Source organism: Bradyrhizobium sp. SZCCHNR1002, from assembly GCF_032381435.1.
GTDB lineage: Bacteria > Pseudomonadota > Alphaproteobacteria > Rhizobiales > Xanthobacteraceae > Bradyrhizobium > Bradyrhizobium aeschynomenes.
This window is the reverse complement of record NZ_JAUHIS010000001.1, coordinates 2025317-2039136: the sequence shown is the minus strand read 5'-3', so window position 1 is coordinate 2039136 and position 13820 is coordinate 2025317. Positions and strand designations below refer to the sequence as shown.

General features: G+C 65.8%; 10 protein-coding genes. 5 read left to right on the top strand and 5 right to left on the bottom strand.

Going from position 1 to position 13820, the window contains the following annotated elements:
• Nucleotides 1–259: 259 nt before the first annotated feature.
• Genes flgH through flgF form a run of 4 tightly spaced genes read right to left on the bottom strand, consistent with a single transcriptional unit; the run spans nt 260 to nt 3710 of the window.
• Entirely contained in the window at nt 260–1039 is a 780-nt protein-coding gene (gene flgH / locus QX108_RS09100) for a flagellar basal body L-ring protein FlgH (protein WP_315721033.1), read from the bottom strand.
• A 5-nt stretch (nt 1040–1044) separates the two neighbouring features.
• Nucleotides 1045–2106 (bottom strand): flagellar basal body P-ring formation chaperone FlgA, encoded by a 1062-nt coding sequence (flgA, locus tag QX108_RS09095; RefSeq protein ID WP_315779651.1) that lies wholly within the window; start codon nt 2104–2106, stop codon nt 1045–1047.
• Between the two features lie 22 nt (nt 2107–2128).
• Nucleotides 2129–2917, bottom strand: a complete 789-nt coding sequence (gene flgG, locus QX108_RS09090; protein WP_172114406.1) for a flagellar basal-body rod protein FlgG — start codon at nt 2915–2917, stop codon at nt 2129–2131.
• A 28-nt stretch (nt 2918–2945) separates the two neighbouring features.
• The gene (gene flgF / locus QX108_RS09085; protein WP_172134699.1) at nt 2946–3710 is read right to left on the bottom strand and encodes a flagellar basal-body rod protein FlgF; all 765 of its coding nucleotides are present in this window, start codon (nt 3708–3710) and stop codon (nt 2946–2948) included.
• A gap of 377 nt (nt 3711–4087) precedes the next feature.
• Between flgF and fliL the strand changes: the two genes are divergently transcribed.
• The 5 genes from fliL to QX108_RS09060 all read left to right on the top strand — a co-directional run bounded on the left by fliL (nt 4088) and on the right by QX108_RS09060 (nt 10914).
• Complete coding sequence (gene fliL, locus QX108_RS09080) at nt 4088–4582, top strand: flagellar basal body-associated protein FliL (protein WP_315721031.1); 495 nt, start codon at nt 4088–4090, stop codon at nt 4580–4582.
• 20 nt (nt 4583–4602) lie between these two features.
• Nucleotides 4603–5805, top strand: coding sequence for a flagellar motor switch protein FliM (fliM, locus tag QX108_RS09075; protein WP_315721030.1), 1203 nt, complete (start codon nt 4603–4605; stop codon nt 5803–5805).
• On the top strand, nt 5802–6281 hold the full coding sequence (locus QX108_RS09070) for a DUF6468 domain-containing protein (protein WP_315721029.1): 480 nt from the start codon (nt 5802–5804) through the stop codon (nt 6279–6281). The genes fliM and QX108_RS09070 overlap by 4 nt, the downstream gene beginning before the upstream one ends.
• Complete coding sequence (locus tag QX108_RS09065; RefSeq protein ID WP_172114401.1) at nt 6278–7048, top strand: MotE family protein; 771 nt, start codon at nt 6278–6280, stop codon at nt 7046–7048. Before QX108_RS09070 ends, QX108_RS09065 begins: the two co-directional genes overlap by 4 nt.
• A gap of 104 nt (nt 7049–7152) precedes the next feature.
• Nucleotides 7153–10914 (top strand): tetratricopeptide repeat protein, encoded by a 3762-nt coding sequence (locus tag QX108_RS09060; protein WP_315779654.1) that lies wholly within the window; start codon nt 7153–7155, stop codon nt 10912–10914.
• A gap of 124 nt (nt 10915–11038) precedes the next feature.
• Here the strand turns inward: QX108_RS09060 and QX108_RS09055 are convergent, their stop codons facing one another.
• Nucleotides 11039–13177, bottom strand: coding sequence for a PQQ-dependent dehydrogenase, methanol/ethanol family (locus QX108_RS09055; RefSeq protein ID WP_409998488.1), 2139 nt, complete (start codon nt 13175–13177; stop codon nt 11039–11041).
• Nucleotides 13178–13820: the final 643 nt, after the last annotated feature.

Genomic DNA, 13820 nt, shown 5'->3' with positions numbered 1-13820 from the left:
GGCCGCGTATACATCACCCGCCGCGCCTAGGTTCGCATTGGGCAATGTGGGAGCTCGTTTCAGGAAGAAGGGCGGCGGCTGCGGGCCCCGTGATCTCGGGGCGTGAACTCGCGCTCGGCCAATCCTCGTCCGACCCTCCTGAAGTCAGGAGGGATTTTTGTCGCGTCTCGTCGTCCTCGTTTTCGGTTGCCGACCTGCTCGCCGGCGGCTTGGTGGAGCGACCGGGCGGGGCTCCGCCCGGTGCCTCATGGTGTTCGCCTTAGAACGGCAGCAGGATGTCCATGACCTGCTGGCCGTAGCGCGGCTGCTGGACGTCCATGATCTGGCCGCGGCCGCCGTAGGAGATGCGGGCCTGGGCGATCTTCGAGCTCTCGATGGTGTTGTCGCTCTGGATGTCCTCGGGCCGCACGATGCCGGCCACGATCAGCTCGCGGATCTCGTAGTTGACGCGGATCTCCTGCTTGCCCTCGACGACCAGATTGCCGTTCGGCAGCACCTGCGTCACGACGGCGGCGACGTTGGTCTGCAACGTCTCCTGGCGCTGGATGGAGCCCTTGCCGTCCGAAGACGAGGTGCCGTCGGCGGTCAGGATGCGGCCGGGCAGCACCTTCAGCGCCTGGGTGCCGAGCGTCTTGGAGCCGATGAAGTCGGTGATGCCCGAATCCTCCTTGTTGGTGCGGCTGCGCTGGGTCTCGTTGGCGAAATTGGCCTGGTCGGAGATGCTCACCGTGACCGTGAGGATGTCGCCGACCTGGTGCGCGCGCTGGTCCTTGAAGAAGGCGCGCGAGCCGTTGCGCCACAGCGAGTTCGGCGCGTAGGACACGGCTTCGGGCTTGGGCATCGGCATCTGCACCGGCTTGTAGCCGGGCTGGGTGGTCGGATTGTCGATCTCCGTCAGCTTCGGCTTTTCGCCGAGCTGCGACAGGCGATCGATCGAGGAGCATCCGCCGGCCACCGACAGCACCGCGAAGGAGACCGTGACCAGCGCGATCCGCCGCAGGCTTGAGCCACCCTGACCATCGAACTTGAACTTGGACATGAAACTTACTCGGCTTTCGGGGTGGCGGAGGTGGGAAGACGGCTGGCGACGGAGACGGGAGCCGAGATCTCGGCCTCGGAGGTCTGCGCAGGCTTGGCGACGGCGATGTCGACGGAGACCTGGCCGCGACCCGAGACGCGGCCGGTCACGGTGCGCTTGGACTGCAGATTGAGCACGCTGACGACGTCGCCCTCGGTGCCGGATTCCAGCGCCTTGCCGCGCGTGGTGAGATAGATGCCTGCGGTCTGATAGATCAGCGTGACGGCCTGGTCGCGCTGCACGAGGTCCGGCTTGGCGAGATCGGTGGCCTTCAGCGGCTGGCCGGCGCGGACCGGCCGGCGCATCTGCATGCCCACCGCCAGCTCGCGCGAGGCGGGCTCGGCGCCGCCGAGGTCGGCACGCGGCCGCCGCTCGGTCTGCAGGTCGCCGGATCGGATCATCTCGTTGCGATCCATGTTGCGGGTCAGCACCACGGCCTCGACGGTCTCGATCGCCCTGCCGGTGTAGCGCAGCTTGGTCGGGCTCGTTCCGTTGGCATGGCCGAGCTCGAAGCTGATGTCGAAGCGGCCGCTGCGCGGATCGAAGCGGACATTGGTCGGCGCCAGCGTGCCCGATGTGGACGCGTCGAATTTCAGGTCCTGCACCGGCTGGTCGAAGCTGACGTTGAGGCTGGCGGCATCGCCGAGCCCGTTGCGGTGGTCGAGCGCCTGGGCCACGGCGGCGCTGATCTCCTTGGCATCGATGGCGCGAGCGAGCCGCGTCACCGCGACCTCCTTGATGTCGCGAACATCGACGCCGATGACCTGGTGGCTGCGCAGCGCCGCGACCACCTGCGCCGCCGGCAGCACGCCGGTGGTGCCGAGATCGGGCGCGCGGTAGACGGCGACGTTGGCCGCGACGCCGGCATTCTCGATCAGGTCGCCGACGCGCACGATCTCGCCGGTGACGTTGACGGCCGCGCGCAGCACGGGCGCCTTGATCTGGTCGTCGGCCTCGCCGGCGAAGGCCGACAGCGCGGTCGAGGCGAGCAGGGCAGCTGCAAGCAGGAAGGGACGGGTGCGGGTCATCGTCGTGATCTCCCCTCGGGCCTCAGCGGAACAGCGCGGTCGTGGACTGCATCATCTGGTCGGCGGCGGAGATGACCTTGGCGTTCATCTCATAGGCGCGCTGGGCGGCGATCAGCTCGCTCATCTCGCTGACGACATCGACGTTGGCCTGCTCGAGGCTGCCCTGGGTGATGCTGCCATAGCCTTCCTGGTTGGCGACGCCGTCCTGCGGCGCGCCCGAGGAGGGCGTGTCGGTGAACTGGTTGTTGCCGACCGGCTGCAGGCCGGCCTTGTTGATGAAGCGCGTGACCTGGATCTGGCCGATGATGTTCGAGGTGGTCGAGCCCGGCAACGTCACCGAGACCTGGCCCTGGGCGTTGACCGTGATGCCCGAGGCGTTGTTCGGGATCGTGATGGTCGGCTGCACCGGGTTGCCCTGGGCGGTGACGATGCGGCCCTGATTGTCCATCTGGAAGGTGCCGTCGCGGGTGTACTGATAGGTGCCGTCCGGCATCAGGACCTTGAAGAAGCCCTCGCCCGAGATCGCCAGGTCGAGATCGTTGCCGGTCTGCGACAGCGTGCCTTGCGTCATCGAGCGCGGCGTGCCGACGGTCTTGACGCCGCCGCCGATGTCGATGCCGACCGGCAGGATCGTGCCCTGGTCCGAGGACTGCGCGCCGACCCGGCGCATGTGCTCGTAGATCAGGTCCTGGAATGCCGCCGTCTGCTTCTTGAAGCCGGTCGTGCGGAGGTTGGCGATGTTGTTGGAGATCACCTGAACGTTGAGTTCCTGTGCCGCCATTCCGGTCGCAGCGGTATGAAGCGCCTGCATGTCACGTCTCCTTCAAAGTCTGTCGTGGTCAGGCCGGAACGTCGGCGAGTTTCTCGATCGCGCTCTTGCGCAGGTCGCTCTGGACCTGGAGCATGTTGGCGACCTGGGTGTAGGCACGCATCACTTCGACCATCTTGCTCATCTCGCCGACCGCGCTCACGTTCGACTTCTCGATGTAGCCCTGCTGCACGGTGGACTTGATGTCCTGCTGCGGGATGGCGCCGCCGACGGCGGCGTAGAGGTTGTTGCCCTGCTTCTGCGCCTGTTGCGGGTCGGCGAAGTTGACGAGGCGCAGCTTGCCGCGGATCGAGTCGGTGCGGTTGACGCCCTCGACCACGGTGACGGTGCCGTCGGGCGAGATGTTGATGTCGTGGTCGGTCGGCTGGAACACGATCGGACCGCCGGTGCCGAGCACCAGGTCACCTGCGGCCGTGACGAGCTGGCCGAGATTGTTCATGTGCAGGTTGCCGTCGCGGGTGTAGCGCTCGCCGGCTGCGGTCTGCACCGTCAGGAAGCCGTCTCCCGTGACGGCGACGTCGAGCGCATTGCCGGTGCGCTGCATCGAGCCCTGCGAGAAGTCGCGATAGGTGCCGCGGTCCTGGACGTAGGCGACCTTGCGGGCGGCGCCCGGAAAATTGTCTTCATGCGCGCCGGAGGAGAGATACTCCTCGAACAGCTGCTGATCGGCCTTGAAGCCGTTGGTGTTGACGTTGGCAACGTTGTTGGCAACGACGTCGAGTTGTCGCTCCAGCACCATCTGCCGCGACAATCCGATGAGAAGCGCATTCTCCACCGGTCGATCTCCCCTCTTAACGAATCCCGCAGCCGATGCCTCTCCCAAGGCGGTCTGAAGCGGGTCTTCTGTGAACCGTTCGGCTCTCCCAAGCCGGCGGGTTCGCAAGGGGTACAGCGAAAGCCGTGCCAATTCGAAAACTGTACCGATATCAATGGTTTGAATTTTCGATCGGGTCCCAAACACCCGGCAATAACGTCTCGCTAACCATAATTGCCCGGCAAGATTTTCCCACCTCCCCAACAAAAGAAAGCTTCCGTTAACCATTGTTACCGTAGCGTTGCCTCAACGAAGCGCAGATGCGCTGGGAGCGTTAGTTTCGCGTCATCAAGCTTTCTGGCGGCATCGGTTCGACTGTCCTAGAGGATCCGAAGGCCATGGCTGAGAATGAAGGCGGAGCGGGCGAAGGCGAGGAGCAACTCGGCTCGCCGAAGAGCAAGCTCAAGCTGATCATCATGGTCGTCGGTGCGCTGGCGCTGCTCGGAGTCGGCGGCGCGGCCTATTTCTTCTTCTTCAGCCACAAGGCCGATGAGCATCACGCCGAGGCGGCGCCGCCGCCGAAGCCGCCGGCCTTCGTCGAGGTGCCGGACCTGCTGGTCAACCTGGTCGGCAATCCCGGTGACCGCGTCCAATATCTGAAAGTGAAGATCGTGCTCGAGGTGAAGGAGGAGAAGCAGGTCGAGGCGATCAAGCCGACCCTGCCGCGCGTCACCGACATCTTCCAGACCTATTTGCGCGAGCTCCGGCCGAGCGACCTCAACGGCTCGGCGGGCCTGTTCCGGCTCAAGGAGGAGCTCACCAAGCGGGTCAACGTCGCGCTGGCGCCCAACCAGGTCAACGCGGTGTTGTTCAAGGAAATCGTGGTCCAGTAAGGCAAAGAAGCTCAACGATCATGGCGGGCAACGATCAAGTCGACCAAGATGCGATAGCCGCGCAATGGGAGGCCTCGCTCGATTCGGAGGATCCCGCGGAGGCCGCGGAAGCCGCAGCGGCCAATGAACTCACGGAATCGATGGCCCTGCAATGGGCCGCGATGGTCGAGGATGGCAGCCGCGATTTCGGCGCCACCAAGAACGGCGGCGAGCGGGTGCTGTCGCAGGAGGAGATCGACAATCTCCTCGGCTTCACCGCCGGCGAGGTCAGCCTCGACGACCATTCCGGCATTCGCGCCATCATCGATTCGGCGATGGTGTCCTACGAGCGTCTGCCGATGCTCGAAATCGTCTTCGACCGCCTGGTGCGGCTGATGACGACCTCCTTGCGCAATTTCACCTCGGACAACGTCGAAGTCTCGCTCGACCGCATCACCTCGGTCCGCTTCGGCGACTACATGAACTCGATTCCGCTGCCGGCCGTGCTCAGCGTGTTCAAGGCGGAGGAGTGGGAGAATTTCGGGCTCGCCACCGTCGATTCCACGCTGATCTATTCGATCATCGACGTGCTGCTCGGCGGCCGCCGCGGCAACACCCAGCTGCGCGTCGAGGGCCGCCCCTACACGACCATCGAGACCAACCTGGTCAAGCGCCTGATCGAGGTGGTGCTGGCCGATGCGGAACAGGCTTTCCGGCCGCTGTCGCCGGTGCGCTTCACGATCGACCGGCTCGAGACCAATCCGCGTTTCGCCGCGATCAGCCGGCCCGCCAATGCCGCGATCCTCGTGAAACTCCGGATCGACATGGAGGACCGCGGCGGCAATATCGAGTTGCTGCTGCCTTATGCGACGATCGAGCCGATCCGGCCCGTGCTGTTGCAGATGTTCATGGGTGAGAAGTTCGGCCGCGATCCCGTCTGGGAAGGCCACTTCGCCACCGAGATTACCAAGGCCGAGATCGCCGTCGACGCCGTGCTCTACGAGGCCGACGTGCCGCTGAAGCAGCTGATGAAGCTCAAGGTCGGCGACACCCTGCCGCTCGACATCAGGCCCGATGCGCTGGTCGCGGTCCGCTGCGGCAGTACCATGCTGACGGAAGGCCGCATGGGTCGCGTCGGCGACCGCGTCGCGATCCGTGTCACCAAGAATTTGCGCAAGCCGAATACGACGCTCGCGATGTTCGAAGGCTCCGAAGGCCAGAACAAGTTGATGGAGGCCCAATGAACCACTCCCTCGGATTGATCATCGAAAGCCTGGTGGCGGTCCTTCTGGTGCTGACCATCGGCTATTGCATGCTGCTGAATTCCAGGCTGAAGCGGCTGAAGGCCGACGAGCATTCGTTGAAGGCCGTGATCGCGGAGCTGATCACCGCGACCGAGATCGCCGAGCGTGCGATCGGCGGCCTCAAGCTCGCGGTGCGCGACGTCAACGACAATCTCGGCAATCAGCTCGCCGCGGCGACGCAGATGTCCGATCAGCTCAGGAAGCAGCTCGCCGAGAGCGATGGCGTGGTGCGCCGGCTGTCGCGGATCGCGAGCGCTGCGCGGCCCATCACCTCGCCTGACGCCGTGCCCGAGCCGGCGGCCGCGCCTGCGCCGGCCGCGACGGCCGAGCCGGTGCGCGTCTCCGGCGCCAAGGCGGTTGCCGCCGCGGCCCAGGCATTCTCTGAACGTCGAAGGACCGGTGGCCTTGCCGCATGAATGCGTTCCGTAACATCCGCGTCATTCCCGTCGTCCTGATCGCGGTGGCTTGCCTCGCGGTCCTGAAGGTGGCCGGCCTCGTGATCGATGGCGGCTACGTGTTCGACTATGATCCGCAATCCTCGAAGCGGTCCTGGGCCCAGGAGAACCTCGGCTATCCGGGACGTGAGGACAATGACATCGTTACCGGCTCGACCCACGGCGCGCCGAAAGAGAAGAAGGAGGAGGCGCCGAAGCCTGCCGCTCCCGACACCAAGCCCGACGGCATCGTGATCAAGCCGGAGGAGAACCAGCAGCAGGTCTCCCCGGCGGAGAAGGCAATCCTCGAGCGGTTGCAGTCGCGCCGCCAGGAGCTTGAGGCGCGCCAGCGCGAGATCGACATCCGCGAGAGCCTGTTGCGCGCCGCCGAGCAGCGCATCCAGTCCAAGACCGAGGAGATGAAGGCGATCGAGGGCCGTATCTCCGGCGCGCAAGCCGCCAAGGCCGAAGCCGACAACGCCCGCTTCAAGAGCATCGTCACCATGTACGAGGGCATGAAGCCGAAGGACGCCGCCAAGGTGTTCGACCGGCTCGACATGTCCGTCCTGATCGAGATCGCCTCGCAGATCGCGCCGCGGAAAATGTCCGACATTCTCGGCCTGATGACGCCGGAGGCGGCCGAGCGCCTCACCGTCGAGCTCGCCCGCCGGGCTGGCGCCGACAGGCCGGAAGCCAGCGCCGAGCTGCCGAAGATCGAGGGCAAGATCGTGCCTGTGAAAAGCAATTGAGCCGCATGTTTAATGCCCCCTTAAACGCCGGATCCTAGACTTCCGGCGTGGCGGGGCAGGCGTATCCGTCAAGTCAGCGGATATCGAACTGGAAGCTTGTGACCATGGCGCGCACGTCTCCCATAGGATTGCGGTCGCAGGCCCGCGCGCGCATCCGCGCCGGCCTGGCCCTGCTGTCGGCCATCGTGATCGGGCTGATGCTGTCGACGGTCGCCGCCGGCGCCGCGCCGGTGCCGGGCGAGGCCAGCCTGTCCGCCCAGAACGGCTATGCCCGTCTGGTGCTGAAATTCTCCGAGGATGTCGGGGCCGACGTGACCACCGCCGGCTCGATCCTGCTGATCAGGTTCGATCGTCCCGCCAACGTGCCGATCGACCGCTGGGTCGACGCGGCGCCCGACTACATCTCCTCGGCGCGCGGCGATCCCGACGGCTCGGCGCTGCGGCTGTCGTTGTCGCGCAAGGTGCGAGTCAACACCATGACGGCCGGCGAGCGCGTCTTCATCGACCTGCTGCCGGACAGCTGGACCGGCGCGCCGCCGCCGCTGCCGGCCGAGGTCGTGCGCGAGCTCGCCGAGCGCGCCCGCGCCGCCGAGAAGGCGCTGCGGCTGCAGCGCGCCGAGGCGGAGTCGAAGAAGCGGCCGCCGATTCGCGTGCGCGCGCTGGTGCAGCCGACCTTCGTGCGGTTCGTGTTCGAGATTCCCGACGGCGTCGGCATCTCCTCGGTGATGAACGACCAGAAGATGTCGCTGTTCTTCAACGCGCCGCTCAACTTCGATCTCGCCGACGCCAAGATCGTGTCGCCGCCGAACGTTGCCGCGATCAACCAGCGCATCGACGGCAGCAAGACCGTGGTCGAGATCGGCATGATCGGCGAGGTTGACGTCCGCGCCTTCCGCGAGGAGAAGAACTACAACGTCGACATCGCCTATGTGCAGCCCGACAAGAAGGTCGCCGCGGTCTCCTCGGACACGCTGCCGGGCGCCAAGGCGGCCGCCGTCGACAAGTCCAGCGGCGACAAGCCCAATGGCGAGAAGCCAAAGCAGGCTGCGCAGCCCGAGATCGTGCCGCCGACCTCCGAGACCATCGCCAAGGAGATGAAGGCGGAGGCCAAGCCCTCGGTCGCTGCTCCAGCGACCGAGCCCGCAGCCGAGCCGGCACCCGCGGTTGCGAGCAAGGCGGAAGCCGCTCCCGAGCCTGCCAAGCTCGAGGCTGCCAAGCCCGAGGCAGCCAAGCTTGAGGCGGCGAGGCCTGAGCCTGCCAAGTCTGAGCCTGCCAAGTCCGAGCCGGCCAAGTCTGAGCCGGCCAAATCCGACGTTGTGAAGTCGGACGCGGCCAAGGCCGAAGCTCCGAAGATGGAAGTGGCCAAGCCCGACATGGCCGAGGCACCCAAGGCGATGGAGAAGCCTGCGACCGGTGCCGCGACGCTCGAGGCGCTGCGCGACAGCGAGGGCCTGCGGCTGACCTTCGGCTTCGGCCAGGTCACGCCCGCCGCGCTGTTCCGCCGTGGCGACACGGTGTGGATGGTGTTCGATTCGACCAAGCCCGTCGACGTCGAGCCGATCAGGGCCAAGGGCGGCGCGATCATCGGCGAGGTCAACCGGGTCGCGCTCGACAAGGGCCAGGCGATCCGCATCCGCCTCAACCGGCCGCAGATGCATTCGCTCGGCAGCGACGATGGCGGCCGCAGCTGGACCTTGTCCTTCGCCGACAAGGGCCAGACCAATCAGCAGCCGCTGATGGTGATGCGCAACGTCACCGATCCCGCGCTCGCCAACGTCATGGTGCCGCTCGCCAACCCCGGAGCCGGGATGCTGCATCGCCTGACCGATCCCGACGCCGGCGACACGCTGCTGGTGGTGACGGCGCCGCCGCCGATCCGCGGCTTCATCAAGCGGCAGGATTTCGTCGATTTGTCGCTGCTGGATTCCATTCACGGCATCGCGGTGCGTCCGAACTCCGACGACGTTGCCGTCGAGATCGCGCCCGACAAGGTGATCCTGGGTCGGCCGGGCGGGCTGACGCTGTCCTCGATCGGCTTCTCGCCGGAACGTGCGCCGACCGCGGTCAGGCCGATGTTCGACATCGACGAATGGCAGCAGAACCAGACGCAGCCCTTCGTGCCGCGCGAGGACCTGCTGATCAGGACGGCGGCCAATGCCGAGCCGGAGCGGCGTGCCCAAGCGCGCCTTGCGCTGGCGCGCTTCTACATGGCGCGCGGCATGTATCCCGAGGCGCGCGGCATCACCAATCTGATGATCTCGGACGACGATCCGCGCACCGACGAGACGGCGATGCTGATGATCCACGCCGTCGCCAGCATCCTGATGGGACGTCCGGACCAGGGGCTGAAGGATCTCGCCAACTCCTCGATCGGCAACAATTTCGACTCGCAGATGTGGAAGGGACTCGCGTTTGCACGGCAGGGCAAGTTTGCCGACGCACGCGAGAAGCTGAAGAACGTCGAATTCGCCATCGCCTCGCTGCCGCTCGACCTGCAGCGGATCGTGACATTGGATGCGATGAAGTCCTCGCTCGAGATCAAGGATTTCGCCGGCGCCGCCAAGCGCCGCGCCGAGCTCGAGGTGATCGGCGTGCCCGCGGACATGAAGCCCGATGTCGCCGTGCTGCGAGGCCGGCTCGCCGAGGCCATGGCGCAGGAGAAGGATGCGCTGGACGATTATAGATTCGCGATCGACTCGAACGATCGCCCGGCCGCCGCGGAAGCCAAGCTGTTCGAGATCAAGCTGCTGCAGAAGCGCGGCGAGATCAAGCCGGCCGATGCGTTGAAGGAGCTGGAGACCTTGCAGGCGACCTGGCGCGGCGACGCCATCGAGGTGCAAACCCTGCAGATGATGTCGCAGCTCTACGAGGAGGCGGGCCGTTACGCCGACTCGCTCGAAGCCGCGCGGATGGCGACCCGTCTGATGCCGAATTCGGACGTGGCGCGGCAGGCGCAGGATGCCGCGCAGCGGCTGTTCTCGCAGCTGTTCCTCGGCGGCAAGGCCGACGAGCTGCCGCCGGTCGACGCGCTCAGCATCTTCTACGGCTTTCGCGAGCTGACCCCGATCGGCCGGCGCGGCGACGAGATGATCCGCAAGCTCGCCGATCGCCTGGTCGGCATCGACCTGCTCGACCAGGCCGCCGAGCTCTTGCAGTACCAGGTCGACCATCGCCTCGAAGGCGCCGCGCGCGCCCAGGTCGCAGCCCGCCTCGCCATGGTGTACCTCACCAACCGCAAGCCGGACCGTGCCATCGAGGCGCTGCGCACCACCCGCATCGCCGATCTCTCCGGCGAATTGCGCCAGCAGCGGCTGCTGCTGGAGGCACGTGCCAACAGCGATATCGGACGCCACGATCTCGGCCTCGACATCATCACCAATGTGGCGGGGCGCGAGGCGATCCGGCTGCGCTCCGACATCTACTGGGCGTCACGGCGCTGGCGTGAGGCCTCGGAGCAGATCGAACTGTATTACGGCGACCGCTGGCGCGATTTCCGTCCGCTCAATCCGTCCGAGCGCGGCGACATCCTGCGTGCCGTTGTCGGCTATGCGCTGGCGGACGATGCGATCGGCCTCGCCCGCTTCCGCGAGAAATACGCACCGCTGATGACCGGTGAGGCCGACAAGCTCGCCTTCGACGTCGCCAGCAAGCCGGCCAGCGGATCGAGCGCGGAGTTCGCCCAGATCGCCAAGATGGCGGCGGGTGTCGATACGCTCGACGGCTTCCTGCGCGACATGAAGGCGCGGTTCCCCGACGCCACCGGCAAGGGCCCGGATGCCGGCAAGGATGCCGCCAGGCCCGGCCTCGAATCCACCGGCTCCCTGCCGCGCATCCAGGGCGTCAAGCAGGCGATCGCGGGCCGCTGATCACAGCACCGCACAGCCGGAGAACGCCGGCCGGCATGACCGGAGCCCGATCCGGGCCCCGGTCACGTCGGCATTGGTCACTTCGGCGATTCAGGTCTGGATGTCAGCCTGAGGAAGCTCCCGGCTACTGCTTCGGCCTGATCGCGTCGGCCGTCGCCTGGATGAAGGCCTGGATCTTCACGACATCCTCCTCCTTCAGCTTGCCGGTGAAATCAGGCATGCCGCGGTCGCGGAACGGTCCGTTGAAGACGATGTCCTTCAGCTTGGTGATCTCCTCGGCCGGCACGTAGCCGAGATTACGGATGTTGCCGCCACGATCGACGCCGGGCACGCCATGGCAGGTGGCGCAGGCGGCAATGTAGAGCGCGGTGCCCTCGGGCACATCCTTCGGGTCGTACTTCACGCCCTGCAGCAGGCCCTCGGTCTGGTACTTCACGAACTCCGGCAGTTTCGCCTTGGCGCCGACCGCGAAGGTGTAGACGGTGCCGGGCGTGCGCAGCTCGGTGGCGCGGGCGGCAAGGCCGTAGACGCCGCCCCAGCCGACCGCGATCGAGACATATTGCACGCCGTCGATCATGTAGGTCGACGGCGCGGCGACGACGCCGGTGCCCGTCGGCGTCTCCCACAGCTTCTTGCCGTCGCGGGCGTCATAGGCGACGAAACGGCCGTCCGCGGTGCCCTGGAAGACGAGATTGCCGGCCGTCGTCAGCGTGCCGCCGTTCCACGGCGAGGCGTGCTCGATCCGCCAGACCTCCTTCTGCTGTACCGGATCCCACGCGAGAAGCCGCCCGAATGCCGGCGCCTTCGGCGGCGTCGCGTTCAAGGCGAAGCCGAGATTCCAGGCGGTGACGCCGCCGAACTTGCCGGGCGTCGGGGCGTTGTTGACGAAGTTCTTCTCCGGCGTGAGGTTCACCGGGATGTTCTGCGCCGGCAGATAGACGAGGCCGGTCTGCGGATTGAACGACATCGGGTGCCAGTTATGCGCACCATAGGGGCCCGGAATGGAGTCGTAGGGATCATCGCCGCGCGCGGCGGGCACCTCAATCGGACGGCCATTGGCATCATAGCCGGTCGCCCAGTTCACATCGACGAAGTTCTTGGCCGAGATGAACTTGCCGTTGGTGCGGTCGATCACGAAGAAGAAGCCGTTCTTCGGCGCATGCAGGATCACCTTGCGCGGCGCGCCGTCGATGGTGATGTCGGCCAGGATCATCGGCTGGGTCGAGGTGTAGTCCCAGTGATCGCCGGGCGTCTCCTGATAGTGCCAGATGTATTTGCCGGTGTCGGCGTTCAGGGCCACGATGGAGGCGAGATAGAGATTGTCGCCGCCGGACGGGCTGCGGATCTTGCGATTCCACGGCGCGCCGTTGCCGGTGCCGAGATAGACCATGTTCAGGTCGGGATCGTAGGTGATCGTATCCCACGGCGTGCCGCCACCGCCATTGATCCAGTATTTGGTCGAGGGATCCCAGGTCTTCGCCGCCGCGGCCATCGACTCGTCCTCGAACGGCTTGGACGGATCGCCGGGGATGGTGAACCAGCGCCACAGCTGGTTGCCGGTCTCGGTGTCATAGGCGGTGATGTAGCCGCGCGCGCCATACTCCGCGCCGCCCTGGCCGATCACCACCTTGCCGTTGAACGCGCGCGGCGCGCCGGTGATGGTGTAGGAGTGCTCGTGATCGATCAGCGTGTCCTTTTCCCAGACCTTCTGGCCAGTCGCGGCATCGAGCGCGATCAGCCGCCCGTCATAGGCACCGACGAACACCTTGCCCTTGTAGACGGCGACGCCGCGATTGACGACGTCGCAGCAGCCCTTGTAGCCGAGCTCGCGCTTGACGCCGGGATCGAAGGTCCAGATCTTCTTGCCAGTGCGGGCATCGATCGCATGCACGACGCTCCACGATGCCGTCTGATACATGATGCCGTCGACCACGACGGGCGTCGCCTCGATGCCGCGCTCGGACTCCAGATTGTAGCTCCAGGCGAGTCCGAGATCCTTGACGTTGCCGGTGTTGATCTTGTCGAGCTTGCTGAAGCGCGTCTCGCCATAGTCGAGGCCGATGGTCGGCCAATCCTTCGACGTCGCGGCATTGGCCTTGATCATCGCGCTGTCGACGGCGGACATCGTTGCCTTGATGCGATCCGGCGTCAATTCCTCGGCTGTCGTTCCGCCCGCGGGAATGGCGAGCGCCACGCAAAGAATGGCAGCCGCGCGAACAGCGGACCGAACTCTTGCTCGATGTATACCTTGTCTGACTTCCATATCGTTCCTCCCTGGATCTCTGTCGGATCCTTCTTGCATCGTAGGGGCGGATGAAAGTGAGCGTCAAGAAACGGAGCCGGCAAAGTCGCCGCTGCAGCGATCACAACAACTAATTGTCCTCGTTTGATAGTTGTCCCATCCAATTCTTCCTGCAGCGCCGTGGACAATTTCCCGATCTGACCGCGAGTTCTGTCCCGAAACGCTGTCACACATTTCAGGGTTCACACACCACGCGTCGCGAACTACGCTTCGTGCATTCATCATCTTTCCAGGATCCACCTTCGTCTCCGGCTTCCCAAGGGCCGGAGACTTTCTTTTGACTCGGGTGCGGTGCCGCGCTTGCGGCGAGCGGATCAGCCTCTCGCCGGCGCGACCCGGCTCGCTGCGACGATTCCTTGTCGGTCAATCTCGGTGACGATCCGCTCCCTGAGGAGCCGGCGGCAGGCGAGCATCTCGAAGGGCGAGCCTCGAATTGTGGCCTCATGGTTCGAGACGCGCCTGCGGCGCTCCTCACCATGAGGTCTTGGCACTCAAGGGTGGGGGGCTGCACACCGACCATGAACGCGCCAACCGGCGCGTTCATGGAGAGGAGAAAGAGCTTGCCTCGGGAGGGGAACGAGCTTGCCCCGGGGGAAAGCGTGCC

Excerpts from the sequence above, each read along its gene's own strand:
- flgG (WP_172114406.1), bottom strand. The coding sequence starts at position 2,917 with ATGCAGGCGCTTCATACCGCTGCGACCGGAATGGCGGCACAGGAACTC.
- fliM (WP_315721030.1), top strand. The coding sequence starts at position 4,603 with ATGGCGGGCAACGATCAAGTCGACCAAGATGCGATAGCCGCGCAATGG.
- fliL (WP_315721031.1), top strand. The coding sequence starts at position 4,088 with ATGGCTGAGAATGAAGGCGGAGCGGGCGAAGGCGAGGAGCAACTCGGC.
- QX108_RS09065 (WP_172114401.1), top strand. The coding sequence starts at position 6,278 with ATGAATGCGTTCCGTAACATCCGCGTCATTCCCGTCGTCCTGATCGCG.
- QX108_RS09060 (WP_315779654.1), top strand. The coding sequence starts at position 7,153 with ATGGCGCGCACGTCTCCCATAGGATTGCGGTCGCAGGCCCGCGCGCGC.
- flgH (WP_315721033.1), bottom strand. The coding sequence starts at position 1,039 with ATGTCCAAGTTCAAGTTCGATGGTCAGGGTGGCTCAAGCCTGCGGCGG.
- flgA (WP_315779651.1), bottom strand. The coding sequence starts at position 2,106 with ATGACCCGCACCCGTCCCTTCCTGCTTGCAGCTGCCCTGCTCGCCTCG.
- QX108_RS09070 (WP_315721029.1), top strand. The coding sequence starts at position 5,802 with ATGAACCACTCCCTCGGATTGATCATCGAAAGCCTGGTGGCGGTCCTT.
- QX108_RS09055 (WP_409998488.1), bottom strand. The coding sequence starts at position 13,177 with ATGGAAGTCAGACAAGGTATACATCGAGCAAGAGTTCGGTCCGCTGTT.